Consider the following 23,491-nt stretch of genomic DNA (forward strand, 5'->3'; position numbering starts at 1 on the left):
TCGATGACGGCCGGTTCCAGGCGATCGTGAACGACCGCATGAGGGCATGGCAGGCGCGGCCCGCGCTGGAGCGGACGCTGCTCGGGTTCTTCAACATCTCCTCGTGGGGCAACTTCGTCTGGATCGTCGTGGGACTGACGGGGCAGGCGTGCTTCTTCGGGCGCATGCTCGTGCAGTGGGTGGTGAGCGAGAAGTCGCGCCGCTCGGTGGTGCCGGCCGTCTTCTGGTGGATGAGTTTCTTCGGGGGCGTGACGCTGTTCGCGTACTTCGTCTGGCGCACGGACATCGTCGGTGTGCTCGGGCAGTCCACCGGCGTGGTGATCTACGCCCGCAACCTTCGGCTGATTCACAAGCACAACCGGCGGGTTCGGCGCGACGAGGCGAAGTCACGGGAGATTGCGGCCGCGCCGGAGCCGGTCGCGGCGCAGCGGTAACACGGACCCGGGAGGCAAGCCATGCGAGTGATCTTCGACGAGGCCGAGCTGCTGAGCGACGCCGCGACGCTGGAGCAGGGCCTGCGCGCCGGGACGGCGCGCGCGGAGGAACTGGGGCGGCTGATCGTCGAGGTGATCGCGGACGGCGAGCCGGTGCCGGGCGAACTGCTCGACAACCCCGCCTCGCACACAGGCTCGTTCACGGAACTGCGCATGACCTCGGCGGAACCGGCGGTGTTCCTGCGCGTCACGCTCATGGAGGCTGCGGATGCGCTGGAGCAGGCCGGGGCGGAGCAACTGCTCGCCGCCGATCACATCGACCAGGGGAGATCGCCGGAGGCGTACCAGGCGCTGGGCGTGGCGCTCGGCGTGTGGGACGCGGTGCGAGACCTGGTGCAGCGGGTCTCGCACCTGCTCGGGTTCGACCTGACGGAGGCGTCGGTCGTGGTGAAGGGGGAAGAGATCAGGGTGGACGAATCGGTGGCGAGCCTGTCGCGCCAGCTGGAGGAGGTGCGTCGGTGCGTGGCGGCGGATGACCTTTCGGGGCTGGCCGACGCGCTGCGGTACGAGCTGAGCGAGGAAGCGGGCCGGTGGCGTGAGCTGCTGACGGGCCTCGCGGAGGCGATTCGCAACGCCCAAGGCGAGCAGTGAAGGCCTCCGACCCATGCACGACGCACGCGCCGCCGCACGGATCGACGAGACGATGGAGCGGGCCTCCGAGGCGCTCGCGAGGACGGAGTACTTCGAGGCCGAGTCGCTGTGCCTGCGCGCGCTGTACATGGCGCACCGCGCCGAGGACTTCGAGCGGATGGCGCGAATCTGCCTGCCGCTGCAGGAGGCACGCCGGCAGAAGCGGCTGATGGCGATCGACGCCGGCCGGGTGTTCGTGGTCTCCCGCCCTGAGGACGTGCCTCGCGGGCTGGTGGCAGGGCGGTATCTCGTGCAGCCGCCGATGATCGGGGCGGATGCGCGTACGCTGCGCGAGCTCGCTGACCGACATCGCGTGCCCGCGCTCGTGCTCTGCCGCGAGCCGACAACGAAGGCGGGATTGTGGCCGATGGTAGCGGTCGGGCCACAGACGATCCGGGCGAAGGTGCTCCCTCCCTCGGACACCGGCGCGCCCCATGCGGCGTGGTTCGAGATGGCGGCCGAGGCCCTGGGCGACGCGGCGATCGCGCGCCTGAAGCCGGACGATCCTCCGCAATGGCGCATCGACGACCTGCTTGAGTTCCTCGACGCGCACCCGGACCACGAAAAAATGCACCAGCGTCTGGAAGAGGCCTGCCGGGCGGCGGTCGGCGCGCCGGAGCCGACGGGTCGGCGCAGGCGGAACGTGATCGACGACCCCTACGGGTTCTGAGGATAGGAAAAAAGACGCGGCAGGCTTCCTGCCGCGTCCCCGAAGAAGGAGTCTCGTTCGTTGCACGCCCGAAGCGGACGCATCGTGGCCTACCAGTCGCTGCGGGAACTGCCGCGGTTGTCGCGCCGTTCGTTCTGGTCGCCGATGATCGCGCCGCCGACGCCGCCGATGATCGCGCCCGCGGCCGCGCCCTTGCCCATATCGCCCGTGAGGCTTCCGAGTCCCATGCCGGCGAGCGCACCGAGGGCGGCCCCCGAGACCGCGCCCTCACCCGCGTTGCTGCATCCGCCCATCCCCCCGGCCGTGAGCATGCCCGCGACGATGACAAGCGGCACGCCACATTGCTTCATGCGATTGAACCGTCCCACGGCCGCCTCCTTTCCTGAGACTTGCCTGCCCAGCACTTCGTACCGGCGGATCACCCTGCCGGTTCAGCCATCATGCGATACATGCTAGCGTTTGCTAGGTTGCAGGCTTGGTTTCAGCGGCTGAATGCCTAACGCAGGCCGACTCTTCTAGTTCCAACTGCACCCCTTGGGCCAGTCGCCCGGTCGCTGGCGACCGGCTCGCTCGATCAGTCTGCAAAGTGCCTCGAGTTCAACGCGGAGCATCTCGGCTCGCTTGACGGCGTTGCCTTCCGAGAGAAGGCGGTACTTGAAGGCGGGGTCGCTGGTGAGCGTGAATCCGACCAGTTCGATGACTGCCGCGGTGGGGATGTCCTCGTCGCGGACGAGCGCGAGTACCGGTTCGGCGGCGGCCATGCCGGCGAGCGGGCCTTCGGCGAGGGCGTCTTCGAGCCATCGGCGCATCGGTTCGAGTTCGCCGCATTCGCCCCCCCCGCCGTCGCCGATGGGGGCGAGCATCGCTTCACGGTAGAGCCTGCCCTCGCGGGCGGGAAGCTCGCGGACGATGCGGGCGCGGCAGACACCCTGCAGAAGCAGGTTGTAGTGACCGTCCGGCGTGCGCACGTGCTGGACGATCTGCCCGATGCAGACGGCGGGCTTGAGCGGTGGTCGGCCGTGGTAGTCCTGCTTCCACCGATCGCCCTCGAAGACGGCCATGGCGAACTGTCCAGGCCCGTCGAGGGCATCGCAAACCATCTGACGGTACCGCTCCTCGAAGACGTGCAGCGGGAGCACCTGCTGCGGAAGGAGCGTGACCGCGTCCAGCGGGAAGAGCGGCATCGGGCGGCCGAAGTTCACGGTGATGGCGGACTGGTCGGACATGGTCAACCCTCCGCGAGCGGGTCCGGTCGGTACAACTTCGTGTCCAAGGCCCATTGGCGCTCGGTGAAGTTGCCGCCGAGGTCGAACGCCGCTGTCCGGTCCGGGCGAGCGGCGCACAGGGCGATCGTGGTCTTTGCGTCAACGTTGTCGAGCATCGAGACGAGTATGGCCTCGGGCGTGGAGGGCACCTTGGCCGCGCCGTACTCGGGGACGCCGTGGTGCGAGAGGATGATGTGCTGGAGGACCATGAGCGCGCCGGGAGGAAGGCGACGGCCGGTGCGCGCCATGACCTGCTGGGCCTTGTCGTGGAGCATGATCGCTCCCTCGACGATGTGGCCGATGAGTTCGCCGCGGTCGGAGTAGCCGAAGGCCCGGTCGTAGACGAGTTCGCGGGTCTTGCCGAGGTCGTGCAGGAAGAGGCCGACCATCACGATGTCGCGGTTGATCTTGGGGTAGAGCGGGCAGACGGCGTCGGCAAGGCGCAGCAGGTTCAGCGTGTGTTCGAGCAGGCCGCCGAGGTAGGCGTGGTGCATGCTCTTCGCCGCGGGCGCACGTCGGAAGGCCTCCATGAGGTGCTCGTCCTCGAGGTACGCGCCGACGAGGTCACGCATGGCGGGGTGGCGGACGGTTTCGAGCAGGCCGACGAGTTCGCGGAACATCTCCTCCGGATCGCGCGTCGAGACGGGGAGGAGTTCCCGCATCTGCTCCGGGGTCGGTTCGTGCGGGTCGATCGAGTGGATGATGAACTGCAGTTCTCCCTGGTACGGCTGCGTCTCACCCTGCACCCAGACGAAGCCGTCGGTGGGGAGGCGGCGGAAAGTCGCCTCGTCGATGGACCACATGCGGCCGGGGAGTTCGCCGGTGCGGTCGCTGAGCAGGCAGCGCAGGTACGGCTTGTCCTGTCGCGTGCGGCCGAGCTGGGCGTTCGTGATGGCGAAGACACCCTCGACGCGCTCGGTCGGCCCGAACTCCGCGATGTAGCGCCGCTCCCCGTTCGATTCGCTCGGCATCCGCCGTGCCCTCCGAGACGCGCTCCCGCGCCGTGGTCGATGGTAGCCGGAGAGGCGCCGGGGATCAGGCACGGGGCGTCAGGGGCTGTGAGACATGGCCGACGGCCAATCGCCTCCGTCACTTCCCCCGATACTCCTCAGGCACGTCGCCGTGGTCGGCGCGGATGACGGAGCGGATGCCGCCGCGACCGCGCCAATCGGTGCGGACCTGCAGCCACGCGGGGCGCATGAGGCGGACGAGGTCGTCGCGGATGAGGTTTGTGACGGCCTCGTAGAAGATGCCCTCGGAGCGGAACGACTGGTAGTAGAGCTTGAGGCTCTTGAGTTCGACGCATGCGCCGCCCTCGCGACGCGGGCGCGGCCGGTAGCGGACGGTCACCGTGCCGAAGTCGGGGTGCCCGGTCACGGGGCAGAGCGAGGTGAACTCCTCGGCCACGTGTTCGATGACGTACGGCTCTTCGCCGGGCGATTCGAAGACTTCCAGCAATCCCGCGTTCGGCATGACGCCTCTCCGAAACCCGCCGCCTGTTGGCAGACGATCGGCTAACCCTACGATCCGGCGTGGCCCGCCGCGTGCTGCACGACGAGTATTTCCTCCGCGCCAAGCGCGAAGGGTATCTCGCCCGGTCGGCCTACAAACTGCTGGAGATCAACGAGCGTTTCCGGCTGCTTCGGCCGGGGCAGCGCGTGCTCGACGCGGGGTGCGCCCCAGGCTCCTGGCTGCAGGTCGCATCGCAACTGGTCGGGCCTCGCGGCGTCGTGGTGGGGTTCGACCTCTCGGCTGTCCGGCACCCGATGCCCGCGAACGTGCGCACGGTGGTCGCGGACGTGAGGTCGCTGGACTCCACGGCCCTCGTGACCCTCGCGGGCGGGCGATTCGACGCGGTGATCTCGGACATGGCCCCGAGCACGACGGGCCACGGCGACGACCTGGTCTCTGCCCGGCTGTGCCGGTCGCTGCTGGACGCCCTGCCCGGGCTGCTCGCTCCGAGCGGGCGATTGGTGATGAAGACGCTGGAAGGAGCGGAAACCCCCCCCCTGCTTGGCGAGGCCCGCGGCCGGTTCACGTCGGCCCGGCTGTTCAAGCCGAAGGCGAGCCGGGGGCCGTCGCGCGAGACGTACCTTGTAGCGGAGGGGTACCGTCCGCCGCACACGGACAGCCGTGTGGCCACACCATGAACGGACCGCTCGGCACTGACGCATGACCTTCCTCGCCCCCGCATCCGCGATTGTCGCTCTGGCGCTGGCTGGGCCTGCGCTGCTGTTGCTGTACTTTCTGAAACTGCGGCGCCGGCCCGTGCGGGTGAGTTCGACGATGCTGTGGACGCGGGCGGTGCGCGACCTGCAGGTCAACGTGCCCTTCCGGATGATCCGCCCGTCTTGGCTCCTGCTGCTGCAACTGGCGGCGTTGCTGCTGCTGGCGGGCGCGCTGGGGCGACCGGCGGTCCACGGGGCGGCGACCGCGCCGGACATGGTCGTCATGCTCATCGACCGTTCGGCAAGCATGTCCGGCCGCGACGGGGAGGGCGGGGGCACGCGGCTGGAGGATGCCCTGCATGCGGCCTCGGCGTTCCTCGACGAGATCGCGCGTGCGCCGTCGCGTCCCGTTGTGGTGCTGGTGGCGTTCGCGGCTTCGGCGGAAACGCTCGCGGGACCGACGACGGACCTGCGAGTGGTGCGGGAGGCGCTCGGGCGCATCACGCCGACGGACCAGCCGGCGGACGTACGGGGCGCGCTCCGGCTGGCTGAATCGTTCGCCCCGGTGGACTCGGACGAAACGACGGAGGGAGCGCGCATGCTGGTGGCGCTCTGCTCCGACGGCGGGTTCGAGGCGGGCGAGCCGCTGGCCGTGGCGGCGACGGAGGTGCGGTTCCGGAGGGCTGGACCGGCACGGGACGGCGAGCCGGCCCCCCCCTTTGACAACGTGGGGATCGTCGCACTCGCGGCCCGGCGCGACTTCCGCGACCCCGCGGTGGTGCGGGTGTTCGCTCGCCTGGTGGGGCCGCCGGGGGTTGCGCTGCCGGCCGTGCTGCTCATCAACGAGCGTGAGTACGACCGCGTGCCCGTGGCACTGTCGGACGACGACGGCTCGGGCGTCGGGCGTGCCTCGCTTACGTTCGAGATCACGACGCGCGAGGCAGCGCTCGTCACGGTGCGGCTGGACCGGGCGGACCTGCTGGCGTCGGACGACACCGCGTCGCTGATGCTGGCGCCTGCAACTCGGCCGGGCATTCTCATCGTGCGGCCGGACGGCGACCCGCCGGGGGAATGGCTGCTGGCGGACGTGCTGCGTGAACTTGACCCTGCTTCGCTGATCGAGGTCGAGGCGTCGCGGTATGACGAGTTGGGCGCATCGCTGCTGACGGGGATCGACCTGGTGGTGTTCGACGGTTCTCGCCCGCGCACGCTGCCGCCGGTGGCAACGCTGGCGTTCGGACCGGGGCCGCCTACGCCGGGGCTGCGCGTCGCGCCCGCCGAACCGCGGCTGTTGTCGTTCCTCACGTGGCAGCGAACGCACCCGGTGATGCGGCACGTCTCGCTCGATGCGGTGCGGTACGAGCCTGCGGCATGGTTCACGCACGACGGATCCTCGCCGGGAACGCGCTTCGAGGAGCTGGCCCGGGGACCGGGCGGCACGGCGATCGCCTTGGTAGGGGAACGGGGGGTGCAGCGGATCGCGGTCGGGTTCGAACTGGCGCGATCAACATGGCCTGTTCACGTGAGTTTCCCGATCTTCGTCGCCAACGCGGTGGACGTGCTGACGCTGCGGGGCGAGGCGGAGGCGGGCGTCGCGTTTCGCACGGACGAGGCTGTGTCGCTCCCCCCCCCTGTGCCGGGCGGGGAGCCGGTGAACCTCGGCGTGATCTCGCGGGTGGGCGTGCATCGACCCGTGGGGTCCGGCGCGCCCATCGCCGTCAACCTGCTGAATGAGAACGAATCGCTCCTGCGCACGGCCGATGCCCTCTCGATCAGCGGCCGTCCCGTGGCCTCGGCGCGTCCGGGCGAGACTCCCGCGGCGCCGCGCGAAATCTGGCCCTGGTTCGTGCTCGCGGCGGGGCTGCTGCTGGCGGTGGAATGGGTGCTTTACGCTCTGGGGATGCGGGTCAGGCCGCGCTGACTGGGAGCGTGTCGAGCACGTTGCGGACGATGGCATCGGAGGAGATTCCCTCCGCCTCGGCCTCGAAGTTCAGGATGATGCGGTGGCGCAGCGAAGCGGGCGCGACGCGACGCACGTCGTCCACGCTCACCGCGGCGCGACCGTCAAGGAGCGCGGCGACCTTGCCGCCCAGCTCGAGGGCCTGGGCAGCGCGAGGCGAGGCTCCGAGCCGGACGTACTTCTCGACCATCGGCGTAGCGAACCGCTCGCGTGCCTGCTCGGCCCGAAACGCCTCCGAGTGCGGGTGCGTGGCGAGGACGAGCCGCACGGCGTAGTCGCGTACGTGCGGGGCGATGGCGACGCGTCGCACCAGCCGCTGGTGGGCCGTGATCGTGCCCGCCTCCAGCACGCGCTGCACCTCGGTGGTGCGGCCGGTGGCGGTGCGGTCCAGAATCTCGGCCAGGTCCGCGCGCGTGGACGAGCCGACGAGCAGTTTGAAGAAGAAGCGGTCGAGTTGGGCCTCGGGGAGCGGGTAGGTGCCCTCCTGCTCGATCGGGTTCTGCGTGGCGAGCACGAAGAACGGCTCGGGCAGGGGGTGCGTCGTGCCGGCAACCGTGACGCTCCGCTCCTGCATCGCTTCGAGGAGGGCGGACTGGGTCTTGGGCGTGGCGCGGTTGATCTCGTCGGCGAGGAGGATCTGCGCGAAGACGGGACCGGGTCGGAAGACGAAGTCGCGGGTGCGCGAGCCGCCTTCGGCCTCGGACTCGACGACCACGGTCGTGCCGGTCACGTCGGCGGGCATGAGGTCCGGGGTGAACTGGATGCGGGAGAACGAGAGGTCGAGAGCGCGGGCGAGCGTGCGCACGAGGAGCGTCTTGCCGATGCCGGGCACGCCTTCGAGGAGAACGTGGCCGCCTGCGAAGAGGGCGATCAGGACGCCCTCGACGACGTCGGCGTGACCGACGACGGCGCGGCCGATCTGCTCGCGGACGGCTGCGAAATCGGCGCGGAACCGCTCCGCGGCCTGCGCGGCCTCGTCGGGGGTCTTGGGATTGGAGTTGGGATCCGGCATGTGTGGCGGATGGTACAGGGGTTCGGGGACGGAGGGGGTGAGGGGGCGGGGAGCAAAGGGCCAAATGGCCAAAGGGGCAAATAGCAAATAGCAAATGGGCAGATCAGGAAGGAACGCGGAGTTCGCGGAGAGGAACGCGGAGGACGCGGAGGATGGGGATCAAGGGAAGAGGGGCGGGGCCTTTCCAGGCCCCGTCGCGGCTGTCCGAGCGGCCGCTGCGCTCACTGAAACGCTCGCTACGCTCGTCGAAGCCGCCGCTGCTCTGACCGAAACGCGCGCTGCGATCGTCGAAGCGGCCGCTGCGCTGACCAAAACGCGCGCTGCGCGGACCGAAGCGCGCGTTGCGATCGTTGCAGCGGCGACTCGGGGGTCCGGGCGCGGGCCGATAATCGGCGGGATCGGAACGCGAAGGCCGCGAAGTGCGCGAAGATGACGCGGTGGGACGCACGCCGCGGGGCCTGGAAAGGCCACGCCCCGCAGGGAAAGGCCACGTCCTCGCTCTGCGCCCGCCGCGTTCCTCCCGTCCGCCCCCGTTATACTCCCCAGGCGAGGGACGGCCCCCTCGTCTCCCCCGTCCCCCGCCGCGGCCGGAGGCCAGCCATGCCCGATACACCCGATCGCCCCGACGGCGCGCACCTGCCGACCAAGGAATATCTGCAGGCACTCCCCCGCTGGGCGCGCGTGGCCTTCGCCGCACGATGCGCCCGCCGCGTCCAGCCGCTCTTCGCTCACTTCAGGCAGAAAGCGCCGAAGGAGCACATCGAAGCAGTTGACACGGCGATTACATTGACCGAGCGGAGTGCCGCCGACGCCCGCGCCGTCGCACCCACCGCCCGCGCCTCTTGCCGTGGGGGCGCCGAAATCGGAAAGCGAATCGCGCCGACACGATTGAGCGTTCGGCGCCATCCCGCCGATGTTGTGCTCTGAACGGGGACATTGGCATGGAGTCATTATTTGCGGTTGTGATTGGTAGTCACGCCGCGTTTGTCGCTTTTGGACCGTCGATCGGGAAGCACTGCTCAGAGATGTTGGCCTCGCCGCTTTCAATCGCGAAGAGTTCCATCGAGGAATGCCGCGCCGCGCTAGCGAGCCGCTCGCAGGAAGAGCGTGCAGCACTCCCACCTAACGCCGAGCAGCAACTCAGGCACTACGAGCGGACTCTCGCCCAGGCACGGCCGATACCGAACAAAGTGGAAAGACTGACGGCAACTCTCTTTCCGGTCTACCTGGCCCTCGCCATGCTTTTTTGGATTCTCGGAGCGTTCGTGTTCGGATTGAGCGGCGAGTCGGGCTGGATCAAGGCAATTGGAATCCTCATCTGCGCGTTGGCGTGGGTGATGGATTTCATCTTGGCGATCTGTGCGATACACGTTATCAAGCCCTTTGCCGATTCTGAATGCCACGAGCTGAAGATGTGGTTGCAGGAGTTTCAAGCAGAACTCAAAGAGTGACGTTGGATATCGGCGACTTGGCACAGAGATTCGCGCCGCCGGCTTCGGCTCCGCGAGGTCGGTGCTTCCGGGGTTCGGCGTTGATGACGAAAAGCACCGACCTCGGCTCAGAGCAGCCGAGGTCGGTGGCACGTCCGCGGTGAACGATCGGCGTGCGGTGAGCGCACGACCGTCGGAGAGGACGGGTAGGGAGAGAGAGCGGGTAGGCCGACGGTCGTGGCGCGGACCTCATCCACTTCAGTTCCGGCGCACTCTCGTCTCGTTTGGCGATTTGGCCCTTTGGCGATTTGGCCCTTTGCTCGCCGCTCCGCGTGGTAGAGTGCCCTCCAGGGGGGCACGGGCACGGAGGGCGCGATGGGTCGGGTGGCGGCTGCCATGGTGATCGGGCTGGCGGCGTTGTGGCCGTGCTTGGCGGGCGGTTGCGGCACGGGGGATGGCGCGCGCGGCGGGTCGGTTGCGATGCACCTGCGGGCCGTTGAGCCGCGGGTGGACCTGCTGGCGGGATACACAGCGGTCGTGCCGGTCGAGATTTCCGGCGCGATCGACCCGCGTCGCAGGCCGTCGGTGCGGCTCGATGACGGGCGTGCGCTCGACGCTGAACTCGTCTGGATCGGCGTTCGGCATGAGCCGGTGACGGGCGGTTGGCTGTCCGACCCGGGCGAATGGTCGGCGACGCCACCTTTGTCGGGCGTGCTGCCTCGCTCCGTGGGCGCGTGGGCGGTGGTGTTCGACCTGCCGCCGGACGCCGAGGGGCGAGCGGTGAGCGTGGAGGGGGTGCGGCTTGCCACGGCGTGGCATCCGGTCCCGGCGTCGCTCACCGACGAAGGGGGGGGGCATCCGGCGTGGGCCAGTCCGGTCGGGGCGGCCGCGTGGTCGTCGGCGCGCTACCAGCGGCTGATCGAGCCGGAGAAGCGAAGCCCGACGCTGCGCTGGCGCTGGCGGCTGGCGACGATGGGTCTGAACGCCGAAGGCTTCGAGGGGGGGGGGTGGCCCGGCGAATCGAGGGGGGCGTCGATCCTCGAAGCGCTGGCACGCCAGATGGAGGCGCGGTGGCAGGTTGCGCTCGCACGGCTCTGGGACGCCGACGCGGCGGCGGCCGAGCGGGTGCGCCGCGCGCTGACCGCCTCTGCGGACTTCGGCGACGGCACGATCGCGCCGGTCTGGCCCGAGGACGGGACCGCGCTGGAGTCGCTTCTCGCCGACCTGCTCGACCCGGGGCTGCGGGGTGAGGCGCTCGCGGCACGAGCGACGCGATGGCTCGACACGCTGCCCGGCGCGACAGCGTGGGTCATCGACGACGCCGGGCGCGAAATGGCCGTGACCGGCGAGGCGGTCGCGACGATCGGCGTGGCGAACCTCCGCGACGCGGCGACGCTCGGCTGGCTGACGCGGGCCGCGGGGGGGGGCACGGGCGCGCCCGAGCCGACGCCCGTGCCCGGCCTGAGCACGGCGAGATTCACGATCCCCCTGCCCGCGAACGGGCACGATCTCGCGGGCGTGGCGGTGCGGCGCGGTCCGACGCCCGCCTCTTCGATCGACGCCAACTGCGGGCCGTGGGCACTGCGCCTGCCGGTTGCCTCCGGGGCGCTGATCGCGCTGCCGCCGGGCCTGCGCTGCGGCCCGCTGCTGCACGACTGGACGCTCGCGGCCTGGATCACAGGGCGCGAAGATGCAGGCGCGATACCCGCGCCGGACACGCTCAGCGTGGCGATGCTCCAGCGAGGCGTCACCGGTGGCGGCGCGACAGGAGTGGGCGAATGGACGCTCTACGTCGAGTGCATGACGAAAGGGGGAGACGCAGGCCCGGATGCCGTGCGGGTCTGGCTCGGGCCGTACGGCGCGGCGAAGGCAGTGCTGCGCATCGCGTCGGACGGCTCATTCGTGGACGAGTTGTCGGCGTGGACGGGCGATGGCGCGACGGGTTCCGAAGCGAGCCTGGCCGTCACGAGGGGGCGCGATCGCTGGACGGTTGCCGTACCGATCCCGGCGCGGTGCATCGAAGCCAGCGGCCTGCTGAGACTGGCGATCGAGCGATTCACGGGCGAGGAGGGTCGCCGCACGGCCTGGCCGCGCAGGATGCTGCCGTGGCAGGCGGAACCGGGACGGGTGACGGTTGACCTGAGGGCGTGGTAGCCGACGGACCCATGGACAGTGGACATTCGGAGAGGAAGCTCCGCACGAGGATTTGCTTGACGATTGTGATCCATCTGACCCGCTTGCACCGATCGCATCGTCGTCGGTACCTTGACGGAACAGCGCGGATGGCGCGGGAGGGCCTCATGGCACGGATGGGTCATGCACGTGCGGCGTTCGAGGGGCTTGAGGGGCGCGTGCTGCTCTTCGCCTGGACGGCCAACGAGGTCTACATGCTCGAGCTCGTGAACCGTGCGCGCTCGGACCCGGCCGCGGAAGCGGCACGGCTGGGGCTGGACCTGACGGCGGACCTGAGCGCGGAAGAACTGGCGAGGCTCGTGCCGCAGGAACCGCTCGCGCTCGTGCCGGAGTTGACGACCATCTCGCGCAACCACAGCCTCGACATGGCGCAGCGGAGTTTCTTCGACCACGAGAACCCGGACGGCGACCGTGCCCAGCAGCGTGCCGACAAGGAGGGGTACACCGGCTCGGTCGGCGAGAACATCGCGGTCGGATACAACACGATCGACGACGCCCACAAGGCGTGGCTGGATTCGGTCGGGCACCGCAAGAACGTGCTGAGCCTGTGGTCCACGTTCACCGAGACGTTCCACTACGACGAGTTCGGCACGGGGTTCTTCCTGCCGGGGGCGGGCGGTGGCTTCGAGTTCCGCTCGTACTTTACGCAGGTCTTCGGTGCATCGGGCTTCAGCACGAGGACGTGGCTGCTCGGCGTCGTCTATCACGACGCGAACAACAACTCGTTCTACAACGTCGGCGAGGGGTACGGCGGCGTGCGCATCGACGTCAGCCCGAAGGACGACCCGAGCACGATCGCCGGCACCTACACCACCGACGCGGCGGGCAACTACCAGATCCAGCTTCCCGGCGGCGAGTACCGCGTCACGTTCACCGACACCTCGACCGGCAAGATCAAGGTGTCCGACGTGACGATCGTCGCCGGCACGAACGTCAAACTCGACGCGAAGCGTGCCGAACTGACCGGGGACGCGCCGCCGCCGGCGAACGTCGTCGCCGATGGCGCGGTCGTGAACGGGAGCGCGTCGCCGACCGGCCTGATGACCGTGACCACCATGAACAGCGACGGCGTGCCGATCGCGTTCCAGGAGCAGGGCCTGGGCACGTGGGAGGTCGTGGACATCCGAGCGACGGCGGGCGGGCCGGTGCCCACCGGGCCGATCGAGACCTGGACTGATCCGAAGGACGGCCGGACCTACGCGGCCGCGGCGTCGGACGAGGGGCTGCTGCTCTACATGCGCAACCCGGCGGGCCAGTGGAGCGTGCGCAACCTGACCACGGAACTCTCGGGCGCGGGCGGCGTCGTAGGGGCGGTCACGGTCTTCATCTCGACCGACAACCGGGTCGGCATCGCCGGGCTGGATGCGGACGGCGACCTGCTGCACTTCGCCCAGACGGGCGCGGGCGGCCCAGGCTCGTACGGATGGGCCTTCCAGAACATCGCCGAGAGCCATCTGCGGGCCAACGGGCAGGAGATGCCCGAGCTGGTGAGCGAGCTGATCAGTTACGTCACGTCGTGGAACGGCATGAACATCGCGGGCCTGGACGCGAGCGGCGCGATCCAGGCGGTGTGGTGGGCGCCGGGGATGGATTCCTGGCGCGTGGACAACCTGAGCGAGATCACAGGCGCGCCTGCGCTCTCCGGAGGACTGACCGCGTATCTCACCGCATGGGGCGGGATCAACCTCGCCGGAACGAACTCGGCCGGGAAGGTGCTCGTGACGTGGTGGGTGCCAGAGTTCGGTGGCGATTGGCTGACCAACAATCTCTCCGACCAGTTCGGCGGGCCGCCGCTCACGGCGGGGAGTATGACGAGTTACGTCACGTCGTGGGGCGGACTGAACGTCGCCGGCATCGACGGCGGCGGTGCGCTCGTCATCTACTGGTGGGCGCCGGGGATGGCGGAATGGGTGATCTCGCCCCTGAGCGACGAGATCGCGGATGCGCCCCTGCCCGTCGGCACGATCCGCGGTGTCACATCGGCCGCGACCGGGTCGATCAACGTGCTCGGTGCGACGGCCGACGGCGAAGCGGTGCGCTACACCTGGGTACCGGGCGGAGCGTGGGAAGTCCAGAACCTCACAGCATTGACGTGATCGCAGCGTCGGACGCACCGCGATCGGGCCAAAGCGGCCGATCGTGCCGGCGCCGACACGGTTGCCCGAACCGGCTCCCCCGGCTCACACCGGCGGCTCGGAGACGATCGCTCGGAGCGCGGACTCGCCCTCGCGGAAGCGGAGTTCAAGCGTGGGACGCACCACGGGGACTCCCAGAGCAGAGAGGTCGCGCCGGGCAAGTTTGGTCCAGTCCTTGGCGGTCGTGACGACCGCCTCGGCGCAAGAGGCGGCGATGCGCCTCACGATCCGCGAGATGGTCCGGGGCGCGTAGCGGTCGTGGTCGCGCAGGACGATCGCGTCGACGACGTGCGCTCCACGTTCCTGAACGCCCCCGAGGAACGGGGCGGGGTTGCCGATCGCGCACACAGCCAGCACGTGCCGGCCGCGCAGCCAAGAGACCGGTTCGGCGCGGACGCCGCTCGAATCCGTGATGCGGAGTTCGGACCACGCGTGCTCGGTGACGGCGATCGGCGGGCGACCATGGACACGCGAGATGCCCTGCGCGAGGCGCGCCAGCACGTCCGGCTCGACGCGCTCGGCATGGGTGATGACGACGTGCGTGGCGCGGCGGAGCGACCCGACCGGCTCGCGCAGGCGTCCCGCCGGGATCAGGGCGTCCGCGAACGGGTCGCGCGTGGCGTCGATGAGCGCCAGGTCCAGCCCGCGCGCGATGCGCCGGTGTTGAAACCCGTCGTCGAGCACGACGCTGTCCACCCGTTCGCCGCGTTCGCTCGCGAAGAGTTCGATCAACCCGTGCAGCCTGTGCGGGCGGGCGACGACGGGCAGGTCGTCGAAGGCGGCGCGGTATTCCTCGGCCTCATCGGAGAGGCCGTCGCGGGAGCGGTAGCCGCGCATGGCGATGCACGGGTCGTGTCCGGCGTCGCGGAGTGCGCGCACGATCCACGCGACCATGGGCGACTTGCCCGTTCCCCCCGTGGAGAGGTTGCCGACGCTGATGACGGGCCGGTCGAGCGTGACCACGCCGCGCCCCGCGTCGAAGGCCCGGTTGCGCCGGGCGATGGCCGCCCCATAGACCATCGCCGCCAGCCTCCCGGGAAGGCCCGGCACGATCGGGCGATCAACCGCGCCGGGGGGGGGAGCCGCGCTGGTCGCGGGGCGTGTCGCCGACTGGCTCGGGGCGTGGTTGCTCATCGGCGGACGCTGCGGCGGCGCTTGAGGCGAGTCGGGCGAGGTGTGCCCGCAGGGCGGCGGCACGCGCCTCAAGGTCGCGCCGCTGCGAGGCATAGAGGCGGAGGTTGTTCAGGATATCCAGCCCGGCGAGCAGGACGATCATCCCCAGCAGCCCCGTGCACGCCGTCCAGACCATGGCGAAAGTCCGCGGGTCGCGGGTCGTGGCGATGCCGAAGGCGTAGGCGAGCATCGGCGTCGCGACGAGCATCACCACGCCGTTCGCCTGGCGCAGCCTGCGGCGAGTCGCGGGCATCTCGGCGTGCTGCATCGCGGCCAGGTGCGCGGAGATCACAAGCACCGTGGCGATCGCCAGCGGCAGCACGAACCAAGCCGGCAGGATCGGTGTGGTGGCGATCTGGGTCACGCACGGGCCTCAGGCGGCGGAGCGGGCGAAGGTCTCCAGCCGCTGCAACACCCTGCGAACCGGCAGCCCCATAACGCTCTCGGGGTCGCCGTCGCAGGAGAGAGGCCAGCCATCGGCGAGGCGTTCGGCGTAGTTGTACGCCCCGGCCTTGCCGCGCCAGCCCCCCGAGGCAATGTACCCCGCGATCCGGTCGTCGCCCACGATTCCGAGAGAAACGGTGGCCGGGTCGGTGAAGAGGTCTCGCCGACCTGTGCGTGGGCAAACGAGTGCCACCCCCGTCAGCACCCGGTGCGAGCCGCCCTGGAGCATCCGAATGATCCGCTCCGCGTCGGCCTCGTCGCGGGGCTGGCCGAGGAGTTCCCCGTCCTTAAAGCAGAGGGTGTCGGCGGCGAGGATGACCGCGGCGTCCGCGGCGTCCGCGGCGTCGAGCGAGGCGGCGACGGAAGCCGCCTTGAGGTACGCGAGCGACGCCACCCAGGCGTGTGGCGGGACGGAGCCTGGGCTGAGCAGGGCGTCGTCGATCGCGGGATCGACCGCCTCATGCGCGACGCCGTGGCGTGCGAGCAGCTCGCGCCTGCGCGGCGAGGAACTGGCGAGGATCAGTCGCGGCAGCGTGGCCGGGCGAACGGGTGCGTTCGTGGATGCGCCGGCCATCGCGTGAGTGTACCGCCCGCGCTGGGCGCGGTTGATCGAGAATCGGGCTGTTGCGCTACAGTTCGTCATATGCGCGCACACCTCGTGCAGATGGACATCGCGTGGGAGGACCGACCGGCGAACTTCGCGCGGGTCGAGACGTTGCTGGACGGCGTGGACGTTCGGCCGGGCGACTTCGTGCTCCTCCCTGAGATGTTCGACTCCGGGTTCTCCGTCAACGTTTCGGCGACCGCGGACAAGTCGGGCGAGACGCTGGATTTCCTGCGCCGGCTGGCGGAAGACCTCGGCGTGTACGTGCAGGGCGGACGGACGGTTCACGGGTGCGGGTGCGCGAAGGCGGAGAATCGGGCCAGCGTCCTCGCGCCGAACGGCAGGCTCGTGTGTGAGTATTCGAAAATCCACCCGTTCTCTTTCGGGCGCGAGAGCGAGGCCTTCGAGGGGGGCAGGCACGTCGAGACCTGGGAGTGGCGGGCGGACGAAGAGCGGACGCTCGTCTGCCCGGCGGTCTGCTACGACCTGCGGTTCCCGGAACTCTTCCGCATCGGTGCGTTGCGCGGGGCGGAGGTTCTCGCGCTGGGGGCGAACTGGCCCGACGCACGGCAGCACCACTGGCGGGCGCTGCTCATCGCTCGGGCCATCGAGAACCAGGCGGTCGTGCTGGGCGTGAACCGCGTCGGGCGCGACCCGCACCTGAACTACATCGGCGGGACAATCGCGGTCGGGCCGAAGGGCGAGACGCTCGGCGAGTTGAAGGACGAGGAGGGCGTGTTGAGCGTGGACGTGGACGTGCAGGCCGTGCGGGAATGGAGGCGGGTGTTCCCCGCGCTGAGCGATGCCAGACTGCTCTCCGAAGAAGTCGCACGCGCAGGCTCGGAGACACGGAGAGGGGGAGCAGGCCGGGTCGGGGCGTAAGATCGAGGCATGTCGAAAGGGCTAGAAGTGCCCGCCGGGCGGACGGTCGATCCGGTGATGGCGCAGCAGCGTGCGGCCTCGTTCACGAAGCGGTCGATCAAGACCACGACCAAGGCCGTCGGCCTGCGGTTGGCTCTCTCGATGGTGGACCTGACGACGCTGGAAGGGAAGGACTCGCCGGAGAAGGTGCGGAGCCTGTGCCGCAAGGCGGTGCGGCCGTTCGAGCGCGATGACGACGTGCTGGGCGAGCGGCTGCCGAGCTGCGCGGCGGTGTGTGTCTATCCGAGCATGGTGGCGGTGGCGCGTGAGGAGTTGGAACAAGCGGACGGGCGGGACGCCCACTCCACCAGAAACGCGGTCAAGGTCGCCAGCGTGGCGACGGGGTTCCCGAGCGGGCAGTACCCGCTGAGCGTGCGTCTGCGCGACACGGAGCAGGCGATCGCGGACGGTGCTGACGAGATCGACATGGTCATCAACCGCGGCGCGTTTCTCGCGGGGCGCTACGCCGAGGTGGCGGAGGAGATCCGCGAGGTGGTCGCGGTGTGCGATGCCGGCACGGGCGGGGCCTTTCCACGCCCGGTCCATCTCAAGGTGATCCTCGAAACCGGCGAACTCGAAACGCTCGACAATGTGCGCCGCGCCAGCGATATCGCCATCGCCTGCATCCGCGACGGCGACTTCATCAAGACCAGCACCGGCAAGGTGCAGCCGGCCGCGACGATGCCCGTCACGCTGGTCATGCTCGAAGCGATCCGCGACGAGTGCCTTCGCAGCGGGCGACGGATCGGCATGAAGCCGGCGGGCGGCATCCGCACGGCCAAGCAGGCCCTCCACTACTTGGTGATGGTGTGGGAGACGATGGGGACGGTAGGGATCGAGACCTCGCGGCATCAAGGCGCCGAGACGGGGAAGAGCGCGTGGCTCTCGCCGGACCTGTTCCGCTTCGGCGCGAGCACGCTGGTCAACGACCTGCTCCGGCAGATCGTGAAGGAACGGACGGGCCGGTACGCGGCGGGGTACGACTTCTCGGAGGCGTAACGGTGGACCGCGCGCCTGTCGTCGCCGTTTCGCTGCTGATCGGCGCGGCTCTGACCGTGTTCGTCGCCTGGGGGTTCGCGCTGTTCGGCACGTTCAGCAGGGGCACGCTCCACGTGAACTACGGCGGTGCTGGCCCGCCGCGACCGGAGATCGCGCCGCCCGAGGGGTGGGACGTCGCGACGTGGCGGGAGTTGCACGGCCTCGGGCTGCGCATGGACATGGTGAGTGAGCGGGAGTGGGTCGGCTCAGAACTCATCCTGTCTCTGAACGGCGGGCCGCAACGGACGGTGACGCACTACCGCGCGGGGTTCCCGTTCCTCGCGCTGCGGTGGCTCGGCGAGGGGAGCGACGTGCCGCAGCAGAACACGACGGGTGTCGCGCGGGCGTGGTGGATGGGGATCGAAGTTGGTTTGCCCGCACGCGGTTCGGGCGTGCCGCGTGGGGGCATTGTGCCGAGGCTGCCGATCAGGCCCGCGTGGCCGGGCTTCACGCTGAACACGCTGATCTTCGGCGCAGCGGCGTGCGGAGTGATGCTCGCGGCCGGCTCGGCGTGGCGACGTCGGCGGAGAAGTCGAGGGCTATGCGTGAGGTGCGGGTACGATGTTGTCGGCCTCGCGGTCTGCCCGGAGTGTGGGGCGGAGACGGGGCGTTGAAGGAGGCCGACATGACCCGCCAGGCCCCGACCGCGCCGCGCCGGCTGGACTTCGCTACCGAACTGACGCGGTGGGAGTACGCGGCCGCGCCGGAGACAACGAAGGTCGAGATCGCTCCTCGCTACGGGCACTTCATCGGTGGCGAGTTCGTCGGGCCGACGGGGGGAGGCGGGCGCTTCGCGTCGATCAACCCGGCGACCGAGCAGCCGCTGTGCGAGGTTGCGCAGGGGTCGGAGGCGGACGTGGACGCAGCGGTGCGCGCGGCGCGCGATGCGCTGCCGGCGTGGGCCGCCATGCCGGGCAGGGAGCGTGCGAAGTACGTCTACCGCATCGCGAGGCGCATCCAGGAGCGTGCCCGCGAACTGGCCGTGCTGGAGACGATGGATGGGGGCAAGCCGATCCGTGAAAGCCGCGACGTGGACGTCCCGCTCTCGGCGGCGCACTTCTTCTACCACGCGGGATGGGCGGACAAACTGGAGTTTGCGTTCCCGGGGCATCGGCCGAGACCCGTCGGGGTCTGCGGGCAGATCATTCCGTGGAACTTCCCGCTGCTGATGGCGGCGTGGAAACTCGGGCCCGCGCTGGCGTGCGGCAACACCTGCGTGCTCAAGCCCGCGGAGACGACGCCGCTGACCGCGCTGCGGCTCGCCGAAATCTGCGCGGAGGTCGGCCTGCCGCGGGGCGTGGTGAACGTGGTGACCGGCGACGGTCGCACGGGCGCGGCCCTCGTGAACCATCCCGGCGTGGACAAGATCGCGTTCACCGGCTCGACCGAGGTGGGCAAGAAGATCGCGTCCGCGGTGGCGGGCACGGGGAAGCGGCTGACGCTCGAACTGGGCGGAAAAAGCCCGAACATCATCTTCGAGGATGCGAGCATCGACCAGGCCGTCGAAGGGATCGTCGAGGGCATCTATTTCAACCAGGGTCACGTCTGCTGCGCGGGGAGCAGGCTGTTCGTGCAGGAATCCGTGCTTGACGAGGTGGTCGAGAAACTTCGCATCCGCATGGCGAGCCTGCGCGTAGGCGATCCGCTGGACAAGAACACAGACGTCGGGGCGATCAACTCGAAGCAGCAGTTGGAGACGATCCGACGGTACGTCGAGGCGGGGGTGAGCGAAGGGGCACGGCTTCACGAGACCAACGGCAAACCACTCCCCGAACGCGGCTACTGGTGCAGGCCGTGCTTCTTCACGGGCGTGCAGCCGAGCCACGTGGTCGCGCGCGAGGAAATCTTCGGGCCGGTGCTGGCGGTGATGAGTTTCCGCACGCCGGAGGAGGCGATCACGCGAGCGAACAACACGCCATACGGACTGGCCGCGGGCGTGTGGACGGACAAGGGTTCGAAGATCTTTGAGATCGCGCGGCGGCTGAAGGCAGGCGTGGTGTGGCTGAACACGTACAACAAGTTCGACCCCGCCTCGCCGTTCGGCGGGTTCAAGGAGAGCGGGTTCGGTCGCGAGGGGGGCCTGCAGGGTTTGCGGGGGTATGTGCGGTTCTGATCGCTTCAAGATCGGTTCGAGTGCGCAAGATTCGGCGGCCCACGCCCGCGCACGGGGTCCGTTGAAGCCGGTGCCGCCGTGTGCCGATAGACGGGGCGATGACCACCAGCGACCCCTCGGCGGCGGCGAGCTACCTGCGGACCCGGGTGATGACCGCCCGACCTGAAGAACTCCGCCTGATGTTGCTGGACGGCGCGCTCCGATTCGCCCGGCAGGGGCGCGAGGGGCTGGAACGGAGCGATTACGAGGCGAGTTTCATGGGCCTGAGCCAGTGCCAGGACATCGTGATGGAACTGGCGACCTCGGTACGGGCCGACCAGGACCGCACGCTGGCCGAGCGCGTGCGCGGGCTGTACCTCTATCTCTACCAGGAACTCGTGCAGGCGAGCGTCGAACGCGACCTGACCCGCGTGGACGGCGTCATCCGCCTGCTCGAGTACGAGCGCGAAACGTGGGCGATGCTCCTCGAAAAACTCGCGGCCGAGCGGGCCGGGCATGCGACGCAGGCGGCCGAGGTCGCTGTCGAGCCGGCGTCGCGCTCGATCAGTCTCAGCGCGTAGCGACCGCCCGCGACGCCATTTCCACGAGTTGCGCGGCGAGGTTCTCGAACACGAAGGCCAGCGGCACGTTCCGCTCGATCTGCCGCTCCGCCTCGGCGACGAGTTCGACCGCGCGGGCGCGCACTTCGGGGCGCCTCGAGGCACGCATCGCCCCGTGGTGGTGGTCGGCGACGAGGCGGAGCATGTCGGCGGCGGCGGCGACGTTCGCGGCTTCCTTGCTCGCCGACGGGTTGCGGGCCACCATCGCGGCCGCTCGCTCGTCCACCAGTTTCGCCATCGTCGCCCCGATGGCGAGGTCGAACTTCCCGCGGTCGGCGTCGGCGAGCATCGGCGCGAGCGCCTCGTGCCACGCGGTCAGGTTGCCCTCGATCACCCGGTTCAGTACGCCCGGGCTGCCGGCGGCGTAGCGCAGCGCCCAGGCCTCGTGCTCCGGGTCGATCGCCGCACCGCCGCGCCGGAGCCACTCTCGCATGTCGGCGTCCGAAAGCGGCAGGAACGGGATGCGCTGGCAGCGGCTGCGGATCGTCGGCAGCAGTTCCTCCTCCGCGGGCGTGACCAGGATGATGACCGTGCCCTCGGGAGGCTCCTCGAGCGTCTTGAGCAGCAGGTTCTGGGCGTCGCGGCCCAGGAGGTGGGCCTCATCCACGATGAAGACCTTGCCGACGAGCGACGGCTCGTGCAGGTTGCGCGTGCGCGTCGCCGGTTCGACGAGGAACTCCTCGGCGACGGCGAACGGGATGGTGCGCTGCTTCTGGCCGCGCACGCTCGCGTCGCGGCTGAAGGGCGTCAGTTCCTTGTTCACGACGTGCAGGTCCGGGTGCGCGCCCGCGGCGAGCAAACGCTGCACCTGCGAGTCAGGGTCGGGCGTGCGGTCGTCGTGGGGGTCCGTGGCCGGGTCGAGGACGGCGGCGGCGAAGGCGAGCGCGGTCGTGAACTTGCCGACGCCCTCGGGGCCGTGGAAGACCCAGGCGTGATGGACTCGCCCGGAGCGCATCGCGGCCCGCAGCAACTCGACGGCGTGGGACTGCCCCAGCACGTCGCGGAGCGCAAGGGGGGGGGCGTGGGCCTGCGGGGCCATGGGCGTCTCGGCGGCGGGCTGGCGGGCGGGTCGCTTGGCCATGCCGGAGGGTAGGAGGGCGGGCCTCAGACGCCCCGCAGTTTGTTGATGCCGTTGTGGGCGGCGACCTTGTAGCACTCGGCGAGTGTTGGATAGTTGAAGACGGCGTTGACGAAGTAATCGGCGGTGGCGTTGAATGCCATGGCGCACTGGCCGATGTGGACGAGTTCGGTCGCGCCGGTGCCGATGATGTGCACGCCGAGCACGGCCCGCGAGTCCTGGTGGATGAGCATCTTGAGCATGCCGATCTCGTCGCCGAGGAGTTGGCCGCGTGCGATCTCGCGGTATTGAGCGACGCCGGCCTCGTAGGGAATCTCCTGCTCGGTGAGCGCCTCTTCTGTCCAGCCGACCATCGAGATTTCGGGGATGGCGTAGATGCCGTAGGGCAGGTGCCCGCTGACGACCTCGCAGCGCTCGCCGAACATCTGGCAGACTGCGAGGCGTCCCTGCTCCATGCTCGTCGAGGCGAGGGCGGGGAAGCCGATGACGTCGCCGCAGGCGTAGACGTGCGGGACAGGCGTGCGGTAGTGCTTGTCCACGGCGATTCGGCCGCGGTTGTCGGGCTTGAGGCCGGCGTGCTCAAGCCCCAGGTCGTCGGTCGCGCCCTGGCGGCCGATGGCGTAGAGGAGGCAGTCGGCGCGGAGGGTTTTCCCGCTTTCGAGCACGGCCTCGACCATCACTCGGTCGGCGGAGCGCGCCCCCGGGGGCGCCTCGATGGTGCGCACGGAGACGACCTTCTCCCCGAGCCGGAGCGTGAGTCCGTTCTGGCGCAGGTGGTACTGCAGGGCCTCGATGATCTCGCCGTCGGCGAAGTCGAGCAGGCGCGACCGGCCCTCGATGAGCGTGACCTTCACTCCCAGGGCGGAGAGCATGGAGGCGTACTCGACGCCGATCACCCCGCCGCCGACCACGAGCATGGAGTGCGGCAGAAAGGGAAGCCGGACAAGTTCGTCGGAGGTGACGACGGTGCGGTCGTCGAAGGGGATGTTCGCAGGGCGGGCCGGGACGGTGCCGACGGCGATCAGGAAGTGGTCGGCGGCGAGGCGTTGCGAACCTGTCGGCCCGGCGACCTCGACCGTGTGCGGATCGGCGAAGCGGGCGTGCCCGGTGATGACCGAGACGCCGTTGGAAGCGAGTTGCTGCTGGAGGATACGGATCTCGGCCTCGATGACGCGGTCGGCAGCGGCCTGGATGGCCCGGAAGGTCGCGTTGCGTGCTTCGAGAAAGTCCTGCACGAGCGGGGTTGCGGAGACGCGGCCACCGGCGCGGAGGATCGCCTCGCGCAGGGCCTTGGAGGGAATGGTGCCGGTGTTCACGCCCGCGCCGCCGACGACGGTCTTGCGCTCGACGATGCAGGCGCGCTTGCCGAGCTTGGCTGCCTGGATGGCAGCCCGCGTCCCCGCTGGTCCGGAGCCGATGATGCACAGGTCGTAGCGGTTCATGTCTGCTTCCGCTCGGGCGATGGTTCAGTGGGATCGGCGCGCGGGTGCAGCGTACCCCAGAATCGGTGTGGTTCGCGGGCATCCCTACAATGCGGCCCGACTCGGGAGTTCCCCGCATGCGC

The 23,491-nt window shown here is 69.8% G+C and carries 23 protein-coding genes; 14 read left to right on the forward strand and 9 right to left on the reverse strand.

The annotated features are described in order from the left end of the window. Positions 1-38 precede the first annotated feature (38 nt). The 3 genes from FBT69_05335 to FBT69_05345 are packed head-to-tail and all read left to right on the forward strand — an operon-like array spanning position 39 to position 1,794. A complete protein-coding gene (locus FBT69_05335; GenBank protein ID MDL1904225.1) occupies positions 39-434 on the forward strand; it encodes a lipid A biosynthesis in 396 nt (131 codons plus the stop codon). A 21-nt stretch (positions 435-455) separates the two neighbouring features. After that, positions 456-1,085 (forward strand): hypothetical protein, encoded by a 630-nt coding sequence (locus FBT69_05340; GenBank protein ID MDL1904226.1) that lies wholly within the window; start codon positions 456-458, stop codon positions 1,083-1,085. 13 nt (positions 1,086-1,098) lie between these two features. Further along, entirely contained in the window at positions 1,099-1,794 is a 696-nt protein-coding gene (locus tag FBT69_05345) for a hypothetical protein (protein MDL1904227.1), read from the forward strand. Between the two features lie 89 nt (positions 1,795-1,883). Here the strand turns inward: FBT69_05345 and FBT69_05350 are convergent, their stop codons facing one another. The 4 genes from FBT69_05350 to queF all read right to left on the reverse strand — a co-directional run bounded on the left by FBT69_05350 (position 1,884) and on the right by queF (position 4,532). Beyond that, the gene (locus FBT69_05350) at positions 1,884-2,105 is read right to left on the reverse strand and encodes a hypothetical protein (protein MDL1904228.1); all 222 of its coding nucleotides are present in this window, start codon (positions 2,103-2,105) and stop codon (positions 1,884-1,886) included. A 204-nt stretch (positions 2,106-2,309) separates the two neighbouring features. Next, positions 2,310-3,074: a hypothetical protein gene (locus tag FBT69_05355; GenBank protein ID MDL1904229.1), complete on the reverse strand. Its 765-nt coding sequence runs from the start codon at positions 3,072-3,074 to the stop codon at positions 2,310-2,312. After that, a complete protein-coding gene (locus tag FBT69_05360; GenBank protein ID MDL1904230.1) occupies positions 3,023-4,030 on the reverse strand; it encodes an HD domain-containing protein in 1,008 nt (335 codons plus the stop codon). The genes FBT69_05355 and FBT69_05360 overlap by 52 nt, the downstream gene beginning before the upstream one ends. Before the next feature lie 118 nt (positions 4,031-4,148). Beyond that, positions 4,149-4,532 (reverse strand): NADPH-dependent 7-cyano-7-deazaguanine reductase QueF, encoded by a 384-nt coding sequence (queF, locus tag FBT69_05365; GenBank protein ID MDL1904231.1) that lies wholly within the window; start codon positions 4,530-4,532, stop codon positions 4,149-4,151. Positions 4,533-4,555: 23 nt separating this feature from the next. Between queF and FBT69_05370 the strand changes: the two genes are divergently transcribed. Continuing rightward, on the forward strand, positions 4,556-5,209 hold the full coding sequence (locus tag FBT69_05370; protein MDL1904232.1) for an RlmE family RNA methyltransferase: 654 nt from the start codon (positions 4,556-4,558) through the stop codon (positions 5,207-5,209). A 22-nt stretch (positions 5,210-5,231) separates the two neighbouring features. Further along, complete coding sequence (locus tag FBT69_05375) at positions 5,232-7,148, forward strand: VWA domain-containing protein (GenBank protein MDL1904233.1); 1,917 nt, start codon at positions 5,232-5,234, stop codon at positions 7,146-7,148. Here the strand turns inward: FBT69_05375 and FBT69_05380 are convergent. Further along, a complete protein-coding gene (locus FBT69_05380; GenBank protein ID MDL1904234.1) occupies positions 7,135-8,199 on the reverse strand; it encodes an AAA family ATPase in 1,065 nt (354 codons plus the stop codon). The two genes, FBT69_05375 and FBT69_05380, sit on opposite strands and share 14 nt — an antisense overlap. A gap of 600 nt (positions 8,200-8,799) precedes the next feature. On the opposite strand from FBT69_05380, the gene FBT69_05385 reads away from it, so the two are divergent. From FBT69_05385 to FBT69_05400, 4 genes are all read left to right on the forward strand, one after another. Next, entirely contained in the window at positions 8,800-9,126 is a 327-nt protein-coding gene (locus FBT69_05385) for a hypothetical protein (protein MDL1904235.1), read from the forward strand. A 14-nt stretch (positions 9,127-9,140) separates the two neighbouring features. Next, positions 9,141-9,650 (forward strand): hypothetical protein, encoded by a 510-nt coding sequence (locus FBT69_05390; GenBank protein MDL1904236.1) that lies wholly within the window; start codon positions 9,141-9,143, stop codon positions 9,648-9,650. 354 nt (positions 9,651-10,004) lie between these two features. Beyond that, complete coding sequence (locus FBT69_05395; protein MDL1904237.1) at positions 10,005-11,783, forward strand: hypothetical protein; 1,779 nt, start codon at positions 10,005-10,007, stop codon at positions 11,781-11,783. A gap of 11 nt (positions 11,784-11,794) precedes the next feature. Next, positions 11,795-13,918 (forward strand): hypothetical protein, encoded by a 2,124-nt coding sequence (locus tag FBT69_05400; GenBank protein ID MDL1904238.1) that lies wholly within the window; start codon positions 11,795-11,797, stop codon positions 13,916-13,918. An 84-nt stretch (positions 13,919-14,002) separates the two neighbouring features. On the opposite strand, the gene FBT69_05405 is transcribed toward FBT69_05400, so the two are convergent. Together FBT69_05405 and FBT69_05410 are read right to left on the reverse strand one after the other, a co-directional pair. Beyond that, positions 14,003-15,184, reverse strand: coding sequence for a tetraacyldisaccharide 4'-kinase (locus tag FBT69_05405; GenBank protein ID MDL1904239.1), 1,182 nt, complete (start codon positions 15,182-15,184; stop codon positions 14,003-14,005). Positions 15,185-15,503: 319 nt separating this feature from the next. After that, positions 15,504-16,217, reverse strand: a complete 714-nt coding sequence (locus FBT69_05410; protein ID MDL1904240.1) for a septum formation inhibitor Maf — start codon at positions 16,215-16,217, stop codon at positions 15,504-15,506. Here FBT69_05410 and FBT69_05415 point away from each other — a divergent pair. The 5 genes from FBT69_05415 (at position 16,035) to fliS (ending at position 20,810) form a co-directional block, all read left to right on the forward strand. Next, positions 16,035-17,060 carry a carbon-nitrogen family hydrolase gene (locus FBT69_05415; protein MDL1904241.1) on the forward strand — a complete coding sequence of 342 codons (1,026 nt, stop codon included), beginning with the start codon at positions 16,035-16,037 and terminating at the stop codon, positions 17,058-17,060. The two genes, FBT69_05410 and FBT69_05415, sit on opposite strands and share 183 nt — an antisense overlap. Before the next feature lie 9 nt (positions 17,061-17,069). After that, the gene (deoC, locus tag FBT69_05420) at positions 17,070-18,098 is read left to right on the forward strand and encodes a deoxyribose-phosphate aldolase (protein MDL1904242.1); all 1,029 of its coding nucleotides are present in this window, start codon (positions 17,070-17,072) and stop codon (positions 18,096-18,098) included. Between the two features lie 2 nt (positions 18,099-18,100). Then, on the forward strand, positions 18,101-18,751 hold the full coding sequence (locus tag FBT69_05425; GenBank protein MDL1904243.1) for a hypothetical protein: 651 nt from the start codon (positions 18,101-18,103) through the stop codon (positions 18,749-18,751). Between the two features lie 11 nt (positions 18,752-18,762). After that, the gene (locus tag FBT69_05430) at positions 18,763-20,250 is read left to right on the forward strand and encodes an aldehyde dehydrogenase family protein (GenBank protein MDL1904244.1); all 1,488 of its coding nucleotides are present in this window, start codon (positions 18,763-18,765) and stop codon (positions 20,248-20,250) included. 98 nt (positions 20,251-20,348) lie between these two features. Beyond that, complete coding sequence (gene fliS, locus FBT69_05435; protein MDL1904245.1) at positions 20,349-20,810, forward strand: flagellar export chaperone FliS; 462 nt, start codon at positions 20,349-20,351, stop codon at positions 20,808-20,810. Here the strand turns inward: fliS and FBT69_05440 are convergent. Then, positions 20,800-21,930, reverse strand: a complete 1,131-nt coding sequence (locus tag FBT69_05440) for an AAA family ATPase (GenBank protein ID MDL1904246.1) — start codon at positions 21,928-21,930, stop codon at positions 20,800-20,802. The genes fliS and FBT69_05440 overlap by 11 nt on opposite strands. A 23-nt stretch (positions 21,931-21,953) precedes the next feature. Next, positions 21,954-23,369 carry a Si-specific NAD(P)(+) transhydrogenase gene (locus FBT69_05445; GenBank protein ID MDL1904247.1) on the reverse strand — a complete coding sequence of 472 codons (1,416 nt, stop codon included), beginning with the start codon at positions 23,367-23,369 and terminating at the stop codon, positions 21,954-21,956. Between the last annotated feature and the right edge of the window lie 122 nt (positions 23,370-23,491).

Origin of the sequence: Synechococcales cyanobacterium CNB, assembly GCA_030263455.1 — a bacterium.
In the GTDB taxonomy this organism is placed as follows: Bacteria; Planctomycetota; Phycisphaerae; order Phycisphaerales; family UBA1924; genus CAADGN01.